The sequence below is a fragment of the Kineococcus endophyticus genome, from assembly GCF_040796495.1.
Lineage (GTDB): Bacteria > Actinomycetota > Actinomycetes > Actinomycetales > Kineococcaceae > Kineococcus > Kineococcus endophyticus.
In genome coordinates, this window is the sequence record NZ_JBFNQN010000016.1 from 145,061 (window position 1) to 165,595 (window position 20,535).

Consider the following 20,535-nt stretch of genomic DNA (forward strand, 5'->3'; position numbering starts at 1 on the left):
CCGGCGTGGTGCTCGCCGGTCACGAACCCTCTCGTTGCACGGCGGCGTAGACGTCGTCGGGCACGGGTTCCAGCCACGTCACCGGGCTGGCCTGACCGGACCCGTCCGTGACCGATTCCTGGATGGCCAGGTGGGCGGCGAACGAGTCGGCGGTCGCCCCGTGCCAGTGCTCCTCCCCGGGAGGGCACACCACGGTGTCGCCCGCACGGGCCCGGACCACCGACCCGTCGCGGGTCCCGACCAGCGCCGTCCCGTCGGTGACGTGCAGGAGTTGTCCGGCGGGGTGCACGTGCCAGAACGTGCGCGCCCCCGGGGTGAACCGGACGAGCGCCACGGCCACGCGGGACGGGGCGACGCCCGTCGCGAGCGGAGTCATGAAGACGTCGCCGGTGAAGGTGGCGGTGGGCGCCTGGGTGGCGGCCGGGTGCTTGAGTTCCACGGGTCCTCCTGGTGGTTCCTCGTCGGTTCGGTCGGGTCGGTCAGAGCGTGAGCAGGACCTTGGTGGCCCGCCGCTCGTCCATGGCGCGGTACCCCTCGGCGGCCTGCTCGATCGGCAGGGTCAGGTCGAACACCTTGCCCGGGTCGATCGTGCGGTCCCAGATCAACCGGATGAGGTCGGGCAGGAAGCGGCGCACCGGGGCGGGCCCACCGTGCAGGTGCACGTGGGTTGTGAAGATGTCGTCACCGGTGATCGCGACGTCGTGCAGGACGCCCACGAAACCCACGTGCCCGCCCGCGCGGGTCGAGCCGATCGCCTGGTGCATCGACTCGTGCGTGCCGACGGCCTCCACGACGGAGTGCGCGCCCAGCCCGCCCGTCATCTCCTTGACCTTGGCGACGCCCTCCTCGCCGCGTTCCTCGACGATGTCGGTGGCCCCGAACTCACGGCCCAGGGCCTGCCGGTCGGCGTGCCGGCTGAACAGGATGACGCGTTCGGCGCCGAGCTGGCGGGCGGCGAGGACCGCGCACAGGCCCACCGCACCGTCCCCCACGACGGCGACGGTCTTGCCGGGGCCGGCTTCAGCAGCCACCGACCCGAACCACCCGGTGCCGAGCACGTCCGAGGCGGCCAGCAGGGAGGGGATCAGGTCGGCGTCTGGCTGGCCGGGGGTGGCGACCAGGGTGCCGTCGGCGAGGGGGATGCGGGCGTACTCGGCCTGCGCGCCGGTGGGGGCGCCGGGCTGACGGTGGACGCAGCCGGTCTGGTAGCCGGACAGGCAGATCTCGCAGGTGCCGTCCGAGGCGAAGAACGACCCCACGACGAACTGACCGACCTCGAGGGTACGGACGTCTGCGCCGATCTCCTCGACGACGCCGCAGTACTCGTGACCCATCGGCTGCGGCTGGGGGACCTCGTCGGCGCCGCGGTAGGGCCACAGGTCCGACCCGCAGATGCAGGTGGCGGCGAGGCGGATGACCGCGTCGGTGGGTTCGACGATCGTGGGGCGTTCGACGTCCTCGACACGGACGTCGCCGGGGGCGTGCAGGACGACCTTGCGCACGGTGGTTCTCCTTCGAGACGCTGCGCCGGAACGGGTGCCGGCGGCGAGGGGTTTCGGGGCGGCGGGCGCCGGAGCCCGGGGGGCCGGGTGCCCCCTCATCAAAACCCACCGTCGAGCTCCGAGCGCGCCCGCAGACGTGCCCTGTCGAGGGGTGTACCGGTGGTACACCCCTCGGCAGGGACTCCCCCACCTCCCGCGGTCCCCGTAGCGTCGTCCCCGTGGACAACCGCGCTGACAACCGGGACGAGGTCAGGGACTTCCTCACCACCCGCCGGGCCAAGGTCACACCGGCGGCGGCCGGTCTGCCCGACGTGGGGCGCCGTCGCGTCCCCGGGCTGCGCCGGGCCGAGGCGGCCGCCCTGGCCGGGATCAGCGTGGAGTACTACGCCAAGCTCGAACGCGGAGCGCTGGCGGGGGTCTCCGCGTCGGTGCTGGAGTCCCTGGCCCGGGCCCTGCGCCTGGACGAGGCCGAGCGGACGCACCTGTTCGACCTCGCGAGCGCCGCCGACGGCACGAGCGCCCTCGCGCGCCCCCGCCGCCGCTCGACCACCCGCTGGACACCCCGCCCGGCCCTGCAGTGGGCGCTGGACGCCTACGCCGCCGGGCCGGCCATCGTCCGCAACGGACGGATGGACCTGCTGGCCACCAACGTGCTCGGCTGGGCGATGCACTCCTGCCTGTACGCCTCGCTCGAGGCCGCCGGCGGCGGGAACCACCCGAACTTCGCCCGCTACACCTTCCTGGACGCCGACGCGCGGCGCTTCTACCCGGACTGGGCGACCGCGGCCGCCACCTGCGTGTCCATCCTGCGGACCGAGGCCGGACGCGACCCCCACGACAAGGGCATGCACGACCTCGTCGGCGAACTGTCCACGCGCAGCGAGGAGTTCCGCGCCCTGTGGACCTCCCACGACGTCCGCCTGCACGGGGCCGGCACCAAGCAGTTCCACCACACGGCGGTCGGTGACCTCGCCCTGGCCTACGAGTCGCTGGAGATGGTCGCCGAACCCGGGTTGACCCTCACCCTCTACGCCGCCGAACCGGCGAGCCCGACCGCGCAAGCCCTCACCCTGCTGTCCGCCTGGGCCGCGACCGAACGGCGCTCCCCCGCACCCGACGACGATCGGAGCCCCACCCCGTGACCGCCCGCACCAACGCCGACGCCGGACCCACCGCCGGGCACGACCCTGCGCGGGACGGCGGGACCGCCCGTCCGGTGTCGGCCGCGCTCATCGCCACCGTCGTGCTGCTGACCGGCATCGCCCCCCTGGCCACGGACATGTACGTGCCGGCCTTCCCCGACGTCGCCCGCGACCTCGGAACGTCGGCGACGGCGGTCCAGCTGACGCTCACGACGTTCTTCACCGGGATGGCTCTCGGACAGCTGGCCGGCGGGCCGGTCTCGGACCAGCGCGGACGGCGCGCCCCGCTGCTGGTGGCCGTCGCCGTCGTCCTGCTGGCCTCCGTGGCGTGCGCCCTGGCCCCGACGATCACCGCCATGGCGGCGGCCCGGTTCGTGCAGGGTCTCGCCGGGGGCTGGGCCATGGTCATCGGCCGCGCCGTCATCGTCGACCTCGCCCGGGGGCCGCAACTGGTCCGCTCCCTGAACCTCGTCCAGGGCGTCGGGGGCATCGCACCGATCGTCGCGCCGCTGCTCGGTGGGATCGTGCTGCAGCTGTCCGACTGGCGGGCGCCGTTCTGGGTGATCGCCGTCATCACCGCCGTCACGGCCGTCGTCGTCTGGTTCGTCGTCCCCGAATCGCTGCCCCCGCACCGCCGGCACGCCGGTGGGCTGCGGGCCTTCGCGGGCGCGGCGCGCGAGGTGCTGGGGAACCGTCCGTACGTCGGGTACCTGCTCGTGTGCTCGGCGATGATGGTGGCCCTGTTCGCCTACGTCGCGACGTCCGCGTTCGTGCTGCGCTCGATGAACGGGTTGTCCCCCATCGCGTACTCCGTCTCGTTCGCCACGAACGCCGGCGGCATGACCGTCGCCGCACTGGTCTCGGCCCGGCTCGCGGGGCGGGTCCGGACCCGCACGGTCATCGTCGTCGGGCAGTTCCTGGCGTTGGCGGCCGGACTGGCCCTGCTGGTGGGCGCGGTCGGGTTCGGAACTCCCCTGCTGCTCGCCCTGGTGTGCTTCTTCGTCCTCATGGTGGCCATCGGCCTGACCATCGGGAACGCCGGCGCCCTCGCGAACGCCGCCGTGCCCGACCACCCGGGAACGGGGTCGGCCGTGCTGGGGATGCTGCAGTGGGGAACAGCCGGCCTCGCCGCGCCGATCGCCGGCATCGGTGGGGAGCACACCGCGGTTCCCGTCGCGCTCCTCATGACGGTGGGCGCCGCCGTCTCGCTCGGCGCGCTCACCCTCGTCGCGCGTCGACCCTCCGCGTCCACCGCGGTCTGACGCGGGATTCCGGTGTCGTCACCGATCGTCCCGCGGAGCTCTCCCCGAGGAACGGGATCCGGGGTGGTCGCTGTCGACGGGGTGCGGCTCGCCTGGACGCGGAGCGGACCCCGGGGCCCGGGCCGTCCGAGCGTCGTCCTGGCGCACGGCCTGACCGACTCCGCGGACACCTGGCAGCGGGTGAGCGAGCGGCTCGAGCAGTCCCACGACGTCGTCCGCTACGACGCCCGCGGGCACGGATCGTCCGACCGTTCCGAGGACTACAGCGCCGAGGCCCACACGCGCGACCTCGTCGGTGTCGTCCGGGCGCTGGGGCTGGACCGGCCGGTGCTGGTGGGTCACTCCATGGGCGGCATCCACGCCACCCTGGCGGCCCGGGAGATCGCCGTGCGCGCGATCGTGCTGGAGGACCCCGCCTGGCCCCAGGTGCCGCAGGACGGCACCAAGGACGTGGCCGACAGCCGGCGCCGGGTGGTCGAGGTGGCGTCCCTGCCGGAGGGGGAACGGCGTGAGGTCGGTCGCAGGCGCCACCCCTCGTGGCACCCCGTCGTCGTCGCGACGTGGTCGCGCGCGCAGACCCTGCTCGACCCCGACGTCGTCGGCTGGTTCGGCTCCTGGCGGACGCGGAACGCCTGGCGCGAGCACGTGTCGGGCCTCGACGTCCCCGGCCTGCTGCTCACCGGGGACGCCGAGCCGGACGCGGTGGCGGTCCTGCCCGGCATGGCCGAGGAGGCGCGACGGCTCTGGCCCCGGCTCCGGGTCGAACAGGTCGACGGCGCCGCCCACGACGTGCGGCGCGACGGGTTCGACGCGTTCGTGCGGGCGCTCACCCAGTTCCTGGCGGGGCTCGACACCTTGAGGCCGTGACCCGCGTGCGACAGGCTGGCGAGGTGCCCTCCCCTGTCGACGACGTTCCCGACACGCTCCCCGACGTCCTGCCGTTGCGGCCGTTGACGCGGGCACCGGACGCCACCGTCCGGGTCCCGGGGTCGAAGAGCATCACCAACCGCGCCCTGCTGTGCGCAGCTCTGGCGGACGGCATGAGCACCCTGCGCGGCGTCCTCCTGGCCGACGACACCCGCGCAATGGTGGACGCGGTCCGTGCGCTCGGGGCGGAGGTGGACCTCGACGAGAACTCCCGCACGGCACGGGTCACCGGAGTGGCGCGCCGGGGACGGCCGCGCGCAACTCGGCGCCGGCGGTGGGGTCCACCTGGACGCCCGCCAGTCCGGCACCACGTCGCGCTTCGTCCTGCCCGCCCTCGCGCTGCTCCCCGGGCGCAGCGTCCTGGACGGCAGCAGTCAGCTCCGCGCCCGTCCCTTCGGACCCCTCGTCGAGGCGTTGCGGGAACTCGGGGCGCGCGTCGAGGAACTCGGGGTTCCCGGCCGCCTCCCGGTGGCGGTCACCGGTCCGCTGGAGGGTGGCTCCGTCGCGTTGCCCGGGCACCTGTCCAGCCAGTTCCTCTCAGGCCTGCTGCTGGCCGGCCCTCTCATGCGCGACGGGTTGCGGGCCGAACTCACGAGCGCGCCCGTCTCGGTGCCCTACCTCGAGATGACGGCCGCGGTCATGCGGTCGTTCGGTGCGGACGTGGACGGGGTGCACGTCCGACCCGGTGGGTACACGGGGGTCGAGTACGACGTCGAACCCGACGCCAGCGCCGCCTCGTACTTCCTCGGCGCAGCGGCGGTGACCGGTGGGCGCATCACCGTCGAGGGCCTCGGCAGCGCCAGCCTGCAGGGCGACGTCGGTTTCGCCGACGTCCTCGAACGCATGGGGGCACGACTGGAACGGACCGCGAACTCGGTGACCGTCACCGGCACCGGCCGGTTGAGCGGGATCGACGTGGACATGGCCGACATCTCCGACACCGCCCAGACCCTGGCCGCCGTCGCGGTGCACGCGGACGGCCCCACCCGCGTGCGAGGGATCGGGTTCATCCGGGGCAAGGAGACCGACCGGATCGCCGCCGTGGTCGCCGAACTCCGCCGGGCCGGCATCGAGGCGTCAGAGGACCCCGACGGGTTCACGGTGCACCCGGGAACACCCGCCCCGACCCGCTTCGCCACCTACGAGGACCACCGGATGGCCATGAGCCTGGCGCTGCTCGGTCTGCGGCACAGCGGGATGGAGATCAGCGACCCGTCCTGCGTGGCCAAGACCTACCCGGAGTTCTTCACCGACCTCGCCGCGCTGGCCTGACGTCGCGCCCGGAGTTCACGACGGTGTCGGCTTCAACCACCCCTCGGCGCCGGCGGGTACCGGTCGGGATCCTCGTCGACGCCGGCTGCGTGCTCCTCACGAACGTCTCGGACGGAAGACCCGACGGCCGAGATGACCGGATGCGAACGTGTCGTCCGGACGGTTCGGGCAGTGCGGATGGCAGAGTGCGCGCGTGGGCGGTTCCGGAGAGTCGGCCCCCGAGCGCACCTACGTCCGACGCACCGCACGGGTGGTCGTGCTGGACGCGGACGATCGTGTCCTCCTGCTGCGGGTCCTCCGCCAGCCGCACCACCCGGCTGCCGGTGTCGTCTGGTACACCCCAGGCGGTGGGGTGGAAGCCGGGGAGAACGTCCGGCAGGCGGCTGTCCGGGAACTGCGCGAGGAGACCGGGTTGTCCTGCGACGCGGAGGACCTCAGACACGTCGCCACCACGAGCGGCCACGCCGAGGCGCACTGGATCAGCGGGCTGGTCCGGGACGACTACTACCTGTTGAGGGTCCACCGACCTCCGGTCGACACGTCCGGCCAGACCGCTGCCGAGAAGGACAGCCACGACGGGTTCCGGTGGTGGCACCTCGAAGACCTCGTGCGGAGCGCCGATCCGGTGCACCCGCCCTCGTTGCCGGACCTGATCGGTCGTCTCGTCGCGCGGCAGGTCCCGGACCACGTCGTTCAACTGCCCTGGGTCTGGTGACTGGGCCGTCGGGGGCAGGGCACGGACGGGGTCCGCGTCGGACCGGGGGCGCGAGGTCGCGGGCCGAGACCACCGGGCAGGATCACGGGGTGGACACCCTCACCGTCGCCGACGTGACCGCCGCCGCCGAACGCACCGCGGGCCGCGTCCTGCGCACCCCCGTCCTGCAGGTCCAGCCCGGTGTGTGGCTGAAGCTGGAGCAGTTGCAGCACACGGGCACCTTCAAGGCCCGCGGCGCCTTCAACCGCCAGCTCGTCGCCCTCGAGCGGGGGGAACTCGACCCGTCGCGGGGGGTCGTGGCCGCGTCGGGCGGGAACGCGGGGCTCGCGCACGCCCACGCCGCTGCGGAACTCGGGGTCCCCGCGACGGTGTTCGTCCCCGAGAGGGCCCCGGCGGTCAAGGTGCGCAAGCTGCGGGCGCTGGGCGCCGACGTCCGGTCGGTGGGCAGCGAGTACGCCCGCGCCTACGAGGCCGCGGTGGGGTTCGCGCAGGAACGGGGCGCGGTGTTCTGCCACGCCTACGACCAGCTCGAGGTCGCCGCCGGAGCGGGAACGCTGGCGCAGGAGATCGCCGAGGACGTGCCGGACGTCGACACCGTCGTCGTCGCGGTCGGCGGCGGCGGGTTGTTCGCTGGCGTGGCGGCCGCGCTCGAGGGTTCGGCGCGGGTCGTCGCCGTCGAACCGGAGAAAGCGCCCACCCTGCACGCCGCGCTGGCTGCGGGCGAACCCGTCGACGTCGCCGTGTCGGGTGTCGCCGCGGATTCCCTCGGCGCACGGCGCATCGGCATCCTCGGGTTCGACCTCGCCCGGCGCACGCGGCCGCTGAGCCTGCTCGTCGACGACGGCGCGATCGAGTCCGCCCGGCACGACCTGTGGTCGCGGTTCCGCATCGTCGCCGAGCACGGGGCCGCGGCCGCGTGGGCGGGGTTCGCCGCGTACCGGCCCGAAGCCGGGGAGCGCGTCGCCGTCGTGGTGTGCGGGGCGAACACTGACCCGGGCGACCTGCGCTGATCCAGGGCGGACCCGACCCGTGGCCCTCGGGAGGTGGTCCTGGTCCTTCTGCTGGGGGGGTTCCCAGCCCGCCGTCGACGGAGGAGGATGCCGTGGTGCCCGGTCTCAGCGGTTCACGGATCGACCACCTGAACCTGCCCGTCCCCGACCTCGGCGCGTCGACGGCCTTCTACACCGCAGCCCTCGCCCCGCTCGGCATCGTCCCGCTCATCGACGTTCCCGCCGGGCCGACCCAGAAGGCCATGCAGGCCTTCGGAATCCACCCGAAACCGTTCTTCTGGCTCGTGGCCAGCGGCGCGGAGGGTCCGCGCTACGACGCGGACACGCACGTCGCGTTCACGGCCGACGACCGGGCCACCGTCGACGCCTTCCACGAGGCCGCACTCGCCGCCGGAGCGCGCAGCCTGCGGGGGCCGGGCGTGTGGGTCGGGTACCACCCCCACTACTACGGAGCGTTCGTCGCCGGCCCCGACGGGGTGAACGTCGAGGCGGTCTGCCACCGCTGAGCGGGTGATTTCGCCCCTGCCCCCTTCGGATCGCTCGCTCAGGCACCGACACGCATCCGGTGAGTTCCCCCCTCCCGGTTCAAACAGGGCCGGAGCACACCGTCGCCGATCCCGTCGTGGCCGCCGTGCTCGCCGACCTGACCCGCCGCTGCGGCGGCGTCCCGTGGTGGTGCACCGGTCCGTGCGAGGACGACCTGCCCGCCGCCGCCGGCCTCGTCGACCTGCCGGTGCGCGGTCCAGCCGGCGGACTCCTCGTGCGGCTGCGCGGCGGACCCTTCCCGGTGCCGCCGGCGGCGGACGTCGTGGCCTCGCTGCCCGCCGTCCTCGACGTCCGCGGTGCCGTCCTCGGACGCGACGAGGACCTGCGGCAGGAGGCCGCACGCCGCCGGGAGGCCGAGCGCGTCGCCGGGACCGACCCGCTGACCGGGCTGCTGAACCGCCGCGGCTGGGACCTGGCACTCGCCGGGGCGACCGCGGCCTCGGACCCCGGGCGTCCCGCCGTCGTGGTCGTCCTCGACCTCGACGACCTCAAGACCGTCAACGACGTCGGGGGCCACGACGCGGGCGACGCGCTGCTGCGCCGGGCGGGTCGCCTGGTCGCGGGAGCCGTCGAGGCGTGCGACGCGGTCGCCCGGACCGGCGGGGACGAGTTCTGCGTCCTGCTCCTGGGCCGGGACACGGCCACCGCGGCCGAGGTCGTGCACCGGCTGGGCGACGTGCTCACGGCCGCCGGGGTTCCGGCCTCCGTGGGCGCGGCCGCCGCCGACGGGCCGGACCTCGCGGGTGCGTGGGCCCGGGCGGACGAGGAGATGTACGAGGACAAGCGCGTCCGCAAGATCCGGCGCAACGCCGTCCCGGCCGCCCCCACACCGGCGGGCGACGACGCGTGGTCCGGGGTGGAGGTCGACGACCTGCTGCGCCTGCTCACCGATCAGCTCGGGACGGACGCAGCGTTCGTCAGCCGGTTCACCGGCGAGGACCGCTACTTCCGCAACATCGTGGCGGACTTCGACACCCCCGTGGAACCGGGCGACATGACGGCCCTCGAGGGCACCTACTGCCGGCTCATCGTCGACGGTGTGGTCCCCGGCGTCATCCCGGACGCCCTCGAGGTCCCGGTGCTGGCCGACCTGCCCCTCACCCGCGCCCTGTCGATCCGCCGCTACCTCGGCGCGCCGGTGCGGACCCGCGACGGACGCCTGTACGGAACCGTCTGCACGTTCTCGCGACGGCCCGCCTCCGGGCGGGACGGCGCCGCGGACGCGCGGGTGCTGCAGGCGCTGGCCGACGTGGTCGCCCGTCGGGTCGAGGAGGAGGACGGGCGCACGGGCCGCCGGTGACCCCTCAGCGGAACTCCGGACGCAGGTCGTCGAGGTAGGGGTTCTCGCGACGCGCCACCCGGACGACCTCCGGTTCGACGTCGGCGACGAGCAGGGCGGCGTCCGTGGGACCGCCCGCGGCCAGCACGTCACCGGACGGCGCGCAGATGCTGGACCGGCCGACGTAGCACAGGTCGCCCTCGGCGCCGACGTGGTTCACGTAGGCGACGTGGACCTGGTTCTCCCACGCGCGCACCCGGATCAGGTGCTCGGCCACGAACGCGAACGGTTCCATCTGCGCGGTGGGGACGACGACGAGGTCGGCCCCTGCCAGCGCCGCGGCGCGGACGGTCTCGGGGAACTCGACGTCGTAGCAGATGAGGAACGCGATCCGGACGTCCTCGAGGTCCACCGTCACGACCGGCTCGGAACCCGGGACGAACTGCGCGCGGTCGAGGTCACCGAACAGGTGCGTCTTGTCGTACCGGGCGAGGCGGTGGCCCCGGTCGTCGACCAGGACCACCGAGTTCGTCACCCCCGACGCCGCGGGCAGCGGCAACCCGACGGCGAGCGCCAGCCCGTGCCGGGCAGCGACCTCGGCGACCCGTTCCGCCAGGGGTTGGCGGGCGAACTCCTGGACGCGCGGGCCGATGGCGTAGCCCGTGAGGAACATCTCCGACGTGATCAGCAGCCGGCACCCCTCGGCGACGGCCCGGCCGGCGGCATCGTCCAGGACGGCCAGGTTCGCGTCGACGTCGCCGGGCGTCCCGGCGTGCTGCAGTCCGGCGATGCGCACGGATCTCCTCCCGGACGGGGTTCAGGGTGGGGTTCTGGGGCGGGGTTCAGGACGGGGTTTCAGGGCGCGGCGACGTGCAGGGCGAGCAGGGCCACGTCGTCCTCGAGGTCCTCGCCGACGAGCTCGAGCAGGCCGTCGCAGACCCCGTCGGCGACGGGCAGCGCGCCCGAGCGCACCAGGTCGGACGAGGCGACCGCGAGCCAGTCCAACCCCCGCTGCAGGTGGACGCTGCGTCGCTCGACGAGCCCGTCGGTGCACAGCACGAGGGTCGAACCCTCGGGGAGGTCGACCTCGTGCTCGTGCCGGACCGTCTCCGGCTGCAGGCCCAGGAGGAGGTCGGATTCGGCGTCGAGGAACCGGGCAGTCGCGCTCGCGTCGACGAGGAGCGGGGGCGGGTGCCCCGCGTTCGCCCACAGCAGCCGGACGCCGCTCACGTCCCGACGGACCTGGGCGACCACGACCGTCGCGAGGACGCCCACGTGCAGGTCCGAGATCGCCCGGTCCAGCGCCGTGAGGGTCGCGGCGGGGCCGGCGTCGGTGGAGTGGGCGATGCCGCGCAACAGGTTCCGGAGCTGGGCCATGGCCGCGGCCGCCTGCTGGTCGTGCCCGGTGACGTCGCCGATGACGACGTTCAGCACGCCGCCGGCGGTCGTGAACACGTCGTACCAGTCGCCGCCCACGCGCGTGTGGTGGGCCGCCGGGACGTACCGCACCGCCACCTGCAGGCCACCGTCGTCCGGCGGCGTCCACGTCAGCAGCGTCTTCTGCAGGGTTTCGGTGAAACGGGCCGCCCTCGCCGCAGCCGCCGACTCCGCGGCGCGCGCCGAGAGACGTTGCAGAGCCTGGGAGGTGAGCGCGGCGAACGCCTCGAGCAGGCGTTCCTCCGCCGGCCGCCACTGGTGGGGTTCGGCGAAGGCGACCGACAGCGCACCCACGACGGACCCTCCGGCGCCGTGCAGCGGGACCGCGGCCGAGGCCTCCGTCCCGGTCCGGGAGTAGACGGTCGCCGCGTCGGGGAACTCGGGAACGGTGGCGGCGAGGTCAGGAAGGAAGTGCGCCCGTCCCGTGATCGCCGTGTCCACCAACGGCAACCGGACGGTCGGGGCGAGGTGCGCGTGGGCGGCGAGGAACTCGGCGTCGAAGGCCGTGGCGAGGGTCCGGACCCCGGGTTCGTCGTGGTCGATGAGGGCCAGGCCCATCGCCTGCGCCCCCAGCAACGGGGTTCCCCGGTCGGTCACGACCTGCAGGACGGCCGCCTCGGAGTGGGCGTCCCCGAGGTCGGTGGCCACGGCGACCAGCCCGGCCATCGCGGCGGCGTCGGCGGCCCGTTGCTGCGCGTCGGCGTGGACGGCGGTGACGTCGGCGTTCGTCCCCACGAGCCGGACGACGCGGCCGTCGGTGTCGACGATCGCCTGCCCGCGGGCGTGGACCCAGTGCTCGCTGCCGTCGGACCAGCGGGTGCGGAACTCCACCTCGATGGAGCCCGCCGTGGCGACGGCCTGCTGCATGGCGAGGTGGACGCGCTGCCGGTCCCGCGGGTCGACCGAGGCGTCGACGTCGGCGACGGTGCCCGTGGCCGCGCGGTCGCCGAACCCGAACATGACCGTGCTGCGCGGGTCCCACACCACAGAGCCGGACCCCGGCTCCCACTCCCACAACCCGAGCTGCGCCGCTTCGAGCGCGACGGCGAGCCGGGCCTGCCCGGCGTCACCGACCGACGGCGCGGGTCCCGCTCCGGTGACCTCGTCGGGGCTCCGGCCGCTCACCCTCCGCACACTAGGCGGGACGCCCGGTCTTTTCGACCGCAACGGCCGTACTGGTGCACGGGTCAGCCCCACGCACGGTGGAACTGCCGCCGCAGCAGGGGTTCCGGACCCGTCGGTTCCCCCCGCAGGGCCGCGGCCCACCGCACCGCGCTGCGGCACCGGGCGAGGAACACGCCGCGCTCGACGACCACGGACGGTGTCCCGGAACCTCGCGCCACCCCACGGGCCCCGTCGGCGCCCACCGCCAGGACGAGTCCCTCGACGTCGAGCGCCGGATCTCCCGTCCCGGCGTCGGACCAGTCGAGGACCGCGGTCAGGCCGCCGGACCCGTCGACGAGGAGGTGCTCGCCCTTGAGGTCCGCGTGCAGGACGACCGGTCCGTCCTCGTCCGTACCCGGGAGGGGCAGGTCGCCCGGCCGTCCCAGGTCCCGAGCGGCGGCCCGCCCCTGCTGCCGCAGGGGTTCCAGGAGCGGGGAGAGGACGTCCGGGGCCCCCATCGCCCGCACCGCGCCGAGCGGGACGGCGTGCAGCCCTCGCAGGAACCGCGACAGGTCCTCGAGGGTCCGAGCCGTCACCGGCGCCGTCTCGAGGTCGACGCCGGGCAGCCGTTCGTCGAGGGTCCACCGCGTCTCTCGCCACGTCCCCGTCGCCGCGGCCCGCGGCACCGGCACGGCCAGGTGGGAACGCAGGACGTCACGGACGCGGACTTCGCGGTCCAGGCGCCGACTCGTCGCGGTGTCCGGCGCCGACCGCAGGACGTACCGCCCGGCTGAGGCCGTGACCCACCAGGAACGGTGGTCACCGCCGGAGCCGGTGCGCACGAGGGTGACCGCGGCGCCCAGGGCCTCGGCCACCAGGTCCTCCGCGTCGGCGTCCGTCATCACGGCACCCACCGTGGCAGCTGGCCCTAGCGCGCGTCCGGTCGCGTCATCCGCAGCCTGCTCTCCTGGCTGATCGTGAAGTAGTCGGCCGGGCCGCCGCCGCGCAGGAGCGGGTCGGCGGCGAGGGTGTCGAACACGCCGTCGACGAGGAGCGAGTCGTCGATGTGGACCTGGACGACCTCGCCGAGCACGAGCCAGGCGCCCACCCCCCGCTCGTCCACGTCGGTCAGCTCCTGGATGCGCGTCACGCGGCACTCGAAGGCGACGGGGCTCTCGGCCACGCGCGGCGGCCGCACGAGTGCGGAGGCTTCGGGCGTCAGACCGGCGAGGGCGAACTCGTCGACCTCGGGCCCGACGGACGCCGAGGTCTCGTTCATCGGCTCGGCCAGGGCCCGCGTCGCCAGGTTCCAGACGAACTCTCCCGTGGACTCGGCGTTGGTCACGCTGTCCTTGTGGCCCGTGCTGGAGAACCCGACGATGGGCGGGCGGTAGTTCAGCAGGTTGAAGAAGCTGTACGGGGCGAGGTTCCTCGTCCCGTCCTGCGCCACCGTCGACACCCAGCCGATCGGTCGCGGCGCGACGATGGAGTTCAGCGGGTCGTGCGCGAGGCCGTGACCGTCACGAGGGCTGTAGGAGTGCACGAGTGGGGACGCTACCCCTCGTCCCGTCGCCCGCGACCCGGCGCGGAGGCGGCCCTCAGTCCAGCGGAGGGGCCGTCGTGCCGCGCACCACCAACCGGGTGGTGAAGGGTCCGCTCTCACGGACCGGACGGCCCGCCAGCAGGTCCAGGACGGCGGCCCCGGCGGCCACCCCGAGCGCCACCGGGTCCTGCCCGACCGTCGTCAGGTCGGTGAGCTCGGCGAGGGGGTGGTCGTCGATGCTGATGACCGAGATCTGCCGTGGGACCTCGATGCCCGCGCGCCGCAGGCTGCGCAAGGCTCCCAGCGCGACCTCGTCCGAGAACGCGAACACCGCGCTCGGCAGACGGCGACCGGACAGCAGGCGGTCCATCCCCTGCGCACCGCCGCGGGACCCTCCGGACCACGAGACGACGAGGTCCTCGTCGACGGCGACCCCGGCCGCCTCCAACGCCGTGCGGTAACCGGTTTCCCGGTCGCGTTGAGCCTGCCACGCACGGTCGGACGCGGCGACCGTGTTGAGCAGCGCGATGCGCCGGTGCCCCAGTTGGAGCAGGTGGTTCACGGCCTGCTGCGCGGCGAGCACGTCGTCGATCGCGACGCAGGGGAGGGAGTCGGAGTGGCTCCCGGCCGCGACGACCGCGACCCCGGCGTCGGTGAGCTTCGACAGTTCCAGCGGGGTCAGTGCGATGGCGACCACAACGACGGCGTCCACCTTGCGGCGCAACGGCATCGATGCGAAGAACTCGACGCGGTCGTCGGGGTCGTCGACGCAGCGCACGAGCAGGTCGAGGCCCGCGGGACGCATCTGCCGTTCCAGGCCGAGGACGACCGAGCTGCAGTACCAGGTCGGCAGGTCGTGCAGGACGACGGCGACGCGACCGGTGGCCCGGCCGGCCAGCGCGGCGGCCTCGGGGTTCACGACGTAGTCGAGTTCGGCGGCCACCGCACGGATGCGCTCGCGGGTGCCCTGGCTGACGCCCTCCAGGCCCCGCAGGGCCCGGGAGACGGTTCCGAGGGAAACCCCCGCGCGTTCGGCGACGTCGGCCATGCGGACCTCCGGCACCACCGGGGAGGGTTTGCGCACGGGATGGCGCGACGTCGCGGGCATGACGGGATCAGACCACCGTCCGGGGCCGCAGGTCCAGCCTCAACCGCCCGGAACGGGTACCACAATCGCGTGCGTTATGAATCTGCAACGCAAGCGCTTGTGGTGCTCTCACCTGCGACTTCGCTTTCACAAGCGCTTGCGTGAAAGTGACTTGCGCGTTGACGGCTCTCGACGAGCGGGTGTTCAGTTCTCCCGTCGGACCGGGTTCGCTGGTGAGCCCGGCCTGGGGGTCGCCCGGCACACCGTCCGACCCCGACTGCTCTCGATGAAGAGGAGAACACCGTGTTCGGCAAGCCCGGATCCACCGCCACCCGCAAGATCTCGTTCACCCTCGCGCTGGCCGCGACCGGCGTCCTGGCGCTGGGCGCCTGCGGCGGCGGGGACAGCGGCGGCAACGCCGACGCCGCCAAGGGCGGGAACTCGACGGGTCCCATCACGTACGTGCAGGGCAAGGACAACAGCGGCATCGTCCAGCCCGCGATCGACAAGTGGAACGCGGCGCACCCCGACCAGAAGGTCACGCTCAAGGAGCAGACCGACCAGGCGGACCAGCAGCACGACGACCTCGTGCAGAACTTCCAGGCCAAGAACGCCGACTACGACGTCGTGAGCGTCGACAACATCTGGACCTCGGAGTTCGCCGCCAAGGGCTGGCTGCAGCCGCTCACGGGCGACTACGCGCTCGACACCTCCGCCCTGCTGCCGGCGACGGTCAACGCCGAGACCTACAACAAGACCCTCTACGCGGCGCCGACCACCTCCGACGGTGGACTGCTCTACTACCGCAAGGACCTCGTGCCCACCCCGCCGAAGACGTGGGACGAGATGATGTCGATGTGCTCGATCGCCAAGGCGAACAACATCGACTGCTACGCGGGCCAGTACGCGCAGTACGAGGGCCTGACCGTGAACGTGGCCGAGGCCATCAACACGTTCGGTGGTTCGATCCTGTCCGAGGACGGCAAGACCGCCACCCTCGACACCCCCGAGGCCAAGGCCGGTCTCGACGCCCTGGTCAAGGGTTTCCAGGACGGCGACATCCCCAAGCAGGCCACCACCTACCAGGAGGAGCAGGGCCGCCAGTCCTTCGAGGACGGGAAGCTGCTCTTCCTGCGGAACTGGCCCTACGTCTACAGCCTGGCCAAGACGGACGGTTCCTCCACGGTGAAGGAGACGTTCGGCGTCGCCCCGCTGCCCGGCGCCTCCGACGGCAAGACGGGCGCCTCGAGCCTCGGCGGCCACGCGGCCGGCATCAGCGTCTACTCCGACCACAAGAAGACCGCGTTCGAGTTCATCAAGTTCCTGCAGTCCGAGGAGATCCAGAAGGACTGGCTGACCAAGGGTTCGGCCGCCCCCGTCATCTCCTCGCTGTACGACGACGCCACGCTGGTGCAGCAGTTCCCCTACCTGCCCGAGCTGAAGACGTCCATCGAGAACGCCGTCCCGCGGCCCGTGACGCCGTTCTACCCGGCCGTCACCAAGGCCATCCAGGACAACGCCTTCTCCGCCCTGTCGGGCAGCAAGTCGACCGACGCGGCCCTGTCCGACATGCAGAAGTCGGTGCAGAACGCCATCTCCGGCGGTCAGTGACCGGAAACTGGAGCCGGGGGACGGGACGACGACGTCCCGTCCCCCGGGACCGAGTCCTGAGGAGGACCCATGAGCACCACGTCTGGTGTGGCCACCGGTGAGTTCGCGCAGGGGAAGCCACCGCTCAACCCGGGCAAGCGCAAGAGCCTGCACGACGGCTCTGGCCGCAAAGCCGCCATTCTGATCGCCCCGACGATCGTGCTCCTGGCGATCGTCATCCTCTACCCGGTGGTCTCGGCCGTCTCGCAGTCCTTCACCAAGGACGCCGGCCTGGACCCCAACACCGGCCTGTTCGTCCAAGGTGGTTTCGCCGGGGTCCAGAACTACAAGCTCTGGCTCCTGCAGGACTGCGGCAGCGGCGCCTTCTCGTGCCCGCCGGGCACGCTGGGGTCGCAGTTCTGGACCGCGACCGGGGTGACCTTCCTGTTCACCGTGGTGGCCGTCAGCCTCGAGACGGTGCTGGGCTTCACGTTCGCCCTCGTCATGCACCGCAAGTTCAAGGGCCGCGCGATCCTGCGCGCCAGCGTCCTCGTGCCGTGGGCCATCCCCACCGCGGTGACCGCAAAGCTCTGGTACTTCATCTTCGCCTACGACGGGATCGCCAACAAGATCCTCGGCACCGACATCCTGTGGACCGGTGACGGCTGGGCCCCCAAGGCCGCCATCATCATCGCGGACACGTGGAAGACCGCCCCGTTCATGGCCCTGCTGATCCTCGCGGGCCTGCAGGTCATCGACGAGAGCGTCTACGAGGCCGCCAAGATGGACGGCGCGACGGCGTGGCAGCGCTTCAAGCACATCACCCTGCCGCTCGTGAAGCCCGCCCTCATGGTCGCGGTCCTGTTCCGCACCCTGGACACCCTGCGCATGTACGACCTGCCGAAGATCCTCACCGGTGGGGCCGGCGACACGTCGACCCTGTCGATGCTGGTCGTCGACCAGGTCAGGACGGGGTTCAACGCCGCCTCGGCGTTGTCGACACTGACGTTCCTCATCGTGTTCGCCGTCGCGTTCATCTTCATCAAGTTCCTGGGCGCGAACGTCACCGAGCAGCGGGCACCGAAGACGAAGAAGGCGGCCTGAGATGGCGACCACATCGCGCAGCACCTCGACCCACCGCGGTCACACCGTCACCGCGTCCGGCGTGGAGGTCGTCCAGCGCCGGAACGTCCCGGCGGCGGTCCTCACCTACGTGGGCGTCGTCCTCATCTGCCTGTGGGGCCTGCTGCCCTTCTACTGGATGATCGTCACGAGCTTCCGCGACGTCGGGTTCACGTTCGACACGACGCCGTGGCCGACGCACGTGACGCTGGAGAACTACGCGACCGCGTTCTCGACCGACCGCGGCAACCACTTCGGGCGCGCCCTGCTCAACAGCGTGCTCATCGGCGCGGTCACCACCGTGGTCGGGCTCGTGGTCGGCGTCTTCACGGCCTACGCGCTGGCGCGCCTGGAGTTCAAGGGCAAGTTCTACGTCCTCGGCATCATCCTCGGCGCCTCGATGTTCCCGGGCGTCGCGCTCGTCACCCCGCTGTTCCAGCTGTTCACGAACATCGGGTGGATCAACACCTACCAGGCCCTCATCATCCCGAACATCTCGTTCATCCTGCCGCTGACGGTCTACACGCTGACGGCGTTCTTCACCGAGATGCCCTGGGAGCTCGAGGAGTCGGCCCGCATGGACGGCTGCACTCCCGGTCAGGCGTTCGTCAAGGTGATCCTGCCGCTGGCCGCGCCCGGCATCTTCACCACGGCGATCCTCGCCTTCACCGCGGCCTGGAACGAGTTCCTCCTGGCCAGCCAGCTCGGTGGGGACAAGGTCCAGCCGGTCACGGTCGCCATCGCCAGCTTCGCCGGGGCCCAGCCCCACCAGGAGCCGTACACGGCCGTCATGGCCGCCGGCACCATCGTCACCGTCCCGCTGATCATCATGGTGCTGGTCTTCCAGCGCCGCATCGTCTCCGGCCTCACCGCCGGCGGCGTGAAGAGCTGACCCACCCGCACCACCACCCCCGCAGGACCCCTGCACGACCCCTGCACGACCCCTGCACGACGAGGAGACCGCCATGGCCACCCGGCCCCGCTCCAGCAGCCCCCGCCCGAGCGTCTCGGCGAGCGCCGTCCGCGCCCGCCGGAACGCCCAGCACCTGGAGACGTTCGGCGGTCTCCTCGTCGCCATGACCGTGCTCGTCCTCGGGTTCACGATCTACGCCGAGGTGACCGGTGCCCCCGCGCTGAAGCTCGTCGGGGTCCTCGTCCTGCTGCTCGTGGCGGACGTCGTCGTCGTCAAGGCCGCCCGCTCGCAGCGCGCGCGGGCTGCCCAGCGGTGACCGGCCCCCGCGCCTCGGGGGCCGACTGGTGGCGCCAGGCCGTCGTGTACCAGGTGTACCCGCGGTCCTTCGCCGACGCGAACGGCGACGGTCTGGGCGACCTCGCCGGCATCACCCGACGCATCCCGCACCTCGTCGACCTCGGGGTCGATGCCGTCTGGCTGAGCCCGTTCTACCCCTCGGCCCTGGCCGACGGCGGCTACGACGTCGACGACCACCGCGACGTCGACCCGAAGATCGGGACCCTCGCCGAGTTCGACGCGATGGTCGAGGCCCTGCACGCCGCCGGTCTCAAGCTCGTCGTGGACATCGTCCCGAACCACTCCTCCGACCGGCACCCGTGGTTCCGTGCCGCCCTCGCCGCGGGGCCCGGGTCCCCCGAGCGCGAACGCTACGTCTTCCGCCACAGCGCCGACGGCCCGCCCACGGACTGGACCGCCAGCTTCGGCGGTCCCACGTGGGAACCCGTCGGCGACGGCTGGTGGTACCTGCACATGTTCGCCCCGGAGCAGCCCGACTGGAACTGGGACCACCCCGACGTCCGCGAGGACCACGAACGCACGCTGCGCTTCTGGGCCGACCGCGGCGTCGACGGGTTCCGCATCGACGTGGCCCACTACCTGACCAAGGACCTCACCGGTCCCCTGCCGACGCAGGCGGAGATCGAGGCGGGGACCGTGCCGGAGGGGACGCACCCCTTCAACGACCGCGACGACGTGCACGAGGTCTACCGCAGCTGGCGCAAGGTCTTCGACCAGTACGACCCGCCGCGGATGGCCGTCGCCGAGGCCGTCGTCCCCACCCACCGGCGCCCCCGCTACGCGTCCGCGGAGGGTCTGGGTCAGGCCTTCAACTTCGACCTGCTCGAGGCCGACTTCGATCCCGGTCAGTTCCGCGCCGTCGTCGAGCAGAACCTCGACCTGGCGCGGTCCGCCGGGTCGACCTCGACGTGGGTGCTGTCCAACCACGACCAGGTCCGGCACACGTCCCGGTACGCGCTGCCCACCGGGACGTCGCTCACGGCGTGGCTGCTGTCCGACGGCACCGAACCCCGGGCCGACGAGGCGTGCGGGCTGCGGCGGGCGCGGGCCGCCACCGCGTTCCTGCTGGCGCTGCCGGGGTCGGCGTACCTGTACCAGGGGGAGGAGCTCGGCCTGCCCGAGGTCGCGGACCTGCCCGGGGTCGTGCTGCAGGACCCCACGTGGATCCGCTCCCTGGGCACGACCAAGGGGCGGGACGGCTGCCGCGTGCCGTTGCCGTGGAGCGCCTCGGGCCCCTCGTTCGGGTTCGGCCCGGAGGACGGGCGACCCGCCCACCTGCCGCAGCCGCCGTGGTTCGCGCGCTACGCCGTGGAGGCGGAGGAAGCGGACGCCGGGTCGACGCTGGCGTTCTACCGGGCTGCGCTGGCGCGTCGGCGCGAACTGCTCGGCGGGGAGGACCTCGAGTTCCTCGATTCCCCCGAGGGGGTCGTGGTGTTCGAACGGCCGGGGGGCTGGGTCTGCGCCACCAACTTCACGACGTCCGCCGTCCCGCTCCCCTCGGGTGAGGTCGTGCTGAGCAGTTCCGGAGACCCCTCCGGCGTCGGCCTCACGGAACTCCCGGGGGAGAGCACGGTCTGGGTGCAGCGGGCCGGCTGAGCTGGTCGTGCGGACGTCCTACCCCGAGCGTGGGTCGTCGAGCACGAGGAACAGCCGTCGCCGCCGCCGGACTGGCCGCGGTCGTGGGGGGGGGGGGGGGGGGGGGCCCCCCCCCCCCCCCCCCCCGCCCC

Annotated in this window: 20 protein-coding genes and 1 pseudogene; 14 read left to right on the top strand and 7 right to left on the bottom strand. The window is 73.0% G+C overall.

All coding sequences use genetic code 11. The features are described from left to right. Positions 1-19 precede the first annotated feature (19 nt). Both AB1207_RS21235 and AB1207_RS21240 read right to left on the bottom strand, forming a co-directional pair. A complete protein-coding gene (locus tag AB1207_RS21235; protein ID WP_367640557.1) occupies positions 20-439 on the bottom strand; it encodes a (R)-mandelonitrile lyase in 420 nt (139 codons plus the stop codon). A gap of 40 nt (positions 440-479) precedes the next feature. After that, a complete protein-coding gene (locus tag AB1207_RS21240) occupies positions 480-1,502 on the bottom strand; it encodes a zinc-dependent alcohol dehydrogenase family protein (protein WP_367640558.1) in 1,023 nt (340 codons plus the stop codon). A 218-nt stretch (positions 1,503-1,720) separates the two neighbouring features. Here AB1207_RS21240 and AB1207_RS21245 point away from each other — a divergent pair, with 218 nt between their 5' ends. From AB1207_RS21245 to AB1207_RS21285, 9 genes and pseudogenes are all read left to right on the top strand, one after another. Next, entirely contained in the window at positions 1,721-2,644 is a 924-nt protein-coding gene (locus AB1207_RS21245) for a helix-turn-helix transcriptional regulator (protein ID WP_367640559.1), read from the top strand. Next, positions 2,641-3,906, top strand: coding sequence for a multidrug effflux MFS transporter (locus AB1207_RS21250; protein WP_367640561.1), 1,266 nt, complete (start codon positions 2,641-2,643; stop codon positions 3,904-3,906). Before AB1207_RS21245 ends, AB1207_RS21250 begins: the two co-directional genes overlap by 4 nt. A 63-nt stretch (positions 3,907-3,969) precedes the next feature. Next, positions 3,970-4,773: an alpha/beta fold hydrolase gene (locus AB1207_RS21255; RefSeq protein ID WP_367640562.1), complete on the top strand. Its 804-nt coding sequence runs from the start codon at positions 3,970-3,972 to the stop codon at positions 4,771-4,773. A gap of 23 nt (positions 4,774-4,796) precedes the next feature. Then, positions 4,797-5,012: pseudogene (locus tag AB1207_RS21260) on the top strand (carboxyvinyltransferase); the annotation flags it as partial. Continuing rightward, a complete protein-coding gene (gene aroA / locus AB1207_RS21265; protein WP_367640563.1) occupies positions 5,008-6,105 on the top strand; it encodes a 3-phosphoshikimate 1-carboxyvinyltransferase in 1,098 nt (365 codons plus the stop codon). The pseudogene AB1207_RS21260 and the gene aroA, both read left to right, overlap by 5 nt. A 193-nt stretch (positions 6,106-6,298) precedes the next feature. Continuing rightward, complete coding sequence (locus AB1207_RS21270; RefSeq protein WP_367640564.1) at positions 6,299-6,820, top strand: NUDIX hydrolase; 522 nt, start codon at positions 6,299-6,301, stop codon at positions 6,818-6,820. An 89-nt stretch (positions 6,821-6,909) separates the two neighbouring features. After that, positions 6,910-7,830: a serine/threonine dehydratase gene (locus AB1207_RS21275; protein WP_367640565.1), complete on the top strand. Its 921-nt coding sequence runs from the start codon at positions 6,910-6,912 to the stop codon at positions 7,828-7,830. 95 nt (positions 7,831-7,925) lie between these two features. Next, positions 7,926-8,336 (top strand): VOC family protein, encoded by a 411-nt coding sequence (locus AB1207_RS21280; protein WP_367640567.1) that lies wholly within the window; start codon positions 7,926-7,928, stop codon positions 8,334-8,336. Positions 8,337-8,395: 59 nt separating this feature from the next. Next, positions 8,396-9,676, top strand: coding sequence for a diguanylate cyclase (locus AB1207_RS21285; protein ID WP_367640568.1), 1,281 nt, complete (start codon positions 8,396-8,398; stop codon positions 9,674-9,676). A gap of 4 nt (positions 9,677-9,680) precedes the next feature. On the opposite strand, the gene AB1207_RS21290 is transcribed toward AB1207_RS21285, so the two are convergent. The 5 genes from AB1207_RS21290 to AB1207_RS21310 all read right to left on the bottom strand — a co-directional run bounded on the left by AB1207_RS21290 (position 9,681) and on the right by AB1207_RS21310 (position 14,847). Further along, positions 9,681-10,451, bottom strand: a complete 771-nt coding sequence (locus AB1207_RS21290; protein ID WP_367640570.1) for a carbon-nitrogen hydrolase family protein — start codon at positions 10,449-10,451, stop codon at positions 9,681-9,683. Positions 10,452-10,510: 59 nt separating this feature from the next. Then, positions 10,511-12,217 carry a SpoIIE family protein phosphatase gene (locus AB1207_RS21295; protein WP_367640571.1) on the bottom strand — a complete coding sequence of 569 codons (1,707 nt, stop codon included), beginning with the start codon at positions 12,215-12,217 and terminating at the stop codon, positions 10,511-10,513. Between the two features lie 62 nt (positions 12,218-12,279). Next, on the bottom strand, positions 12,280-13,098 hold the full coding sequence (locus AB1207_RS21300) for an aminoglycoside phosphotransferase family protein (protein WP_367640573.1): 819 nt from the start codon (positions 13,096-13,098) through the stop codon (positions 12,280-12,282). Between the two features lie 26 nt (positions 13,099-13,124). Further along, positions 13,125-13,739: a flavin reductase family protein gene (locus AB1207_RS21305; RefSeq protein ID WP_367640575.1), complete on the bottom strand. Its 615-nt coding sequence runs from the start codon at positions 13,737-13,739 to the stop codon at positions 13,125-13,127. A gap of 55 nt (positions 13,740-13,794) precedes the next feature. Then, positions 13,795-14,847, bottom strand: coding sequence for a LacI family DNA-binding transcriptional regulator (locus AB1207_RS21310; RefSeq protein ID WP_367640576.1), 1,053 nt, complete (start codon positions 14,845-14,847; stop codon positions 13,795-13,797). Positions 14,848-15,129: 282 nt separating this feature from the next. Here AB1207_RS21310 and AB1207_RS21315 point away from each other — a divergent pair, with 282 nt between their 5' ends. The 5 genes from AB1207_RS21315 to AB1207_RS21335 all read left to right on the top strand — a co-directional run bounded on the left by AB1207_RS21315 (position 15,130) and on the right by AB1207_RS21335 (position 20,404). Beyond that, the gene (locus AB1207_RS21315) at positions 15,130-16,437 is read left to right on the top strand and encodes an ABC transporter substrate-binding protein (protein ID WP_367640577.1); all 1,308 of its coding nucleotides are present in this window, start codon (positions 15,130-15,132) and stop codon (positions 16,435-16,437) included. Between the two features lie 69 nt (positions 16,438-16,506). Then, complete coding sequence (locus AB1207_RS21320; protein ID WP_367640578.1) at positions 16,507-17,520, top strand: carbohydrate ABC transporter permease; 1,014 nt, start codon at positions 16,507-16,509, stop codon at positions 17,518-17,520. A 1-nt stretch (position 17,521) separates the two neighbouring features. Beyond that, complete coding sequence (locus AB1207_RS21325; protein WP_367640580.1) at positions 17,522-18,430, top strand: carbohydrate ABC transporter permease; 909 nt, start codon at positions 17,522-17,524, stop codon at positions 18,428-18,430. Positions 18,431-18,503: 73 nt separating this feature from the next. Beyond that, on the top strand, positions 18,504-18,767 hold the full coding sequence (locus tag AB1207_RS21330) for a hypothetical protein (protein ID WP_367640582.1): 264 nt from the start codon (positions 18,504-18,506) through the stop codon (positions 18,765-18,767). Further along, positions 18,764-20,404, top strand: coding sequence for a glycoside hydrolase family 13 protein (locus AB1207_RS21335; RefSeq protein ID WP_367640584.1), 1,641 nt, complete (start codon positions 18,764-18,766; stop codon positions 20,402-20,404). The genes AB1207_RS21330 and AB1207_RS21335 overlap by 4 nt, the downstream gene beginning before the upstream one ends. Positions 20,405-20,535 lie beyond the last annotated feature (131 nt).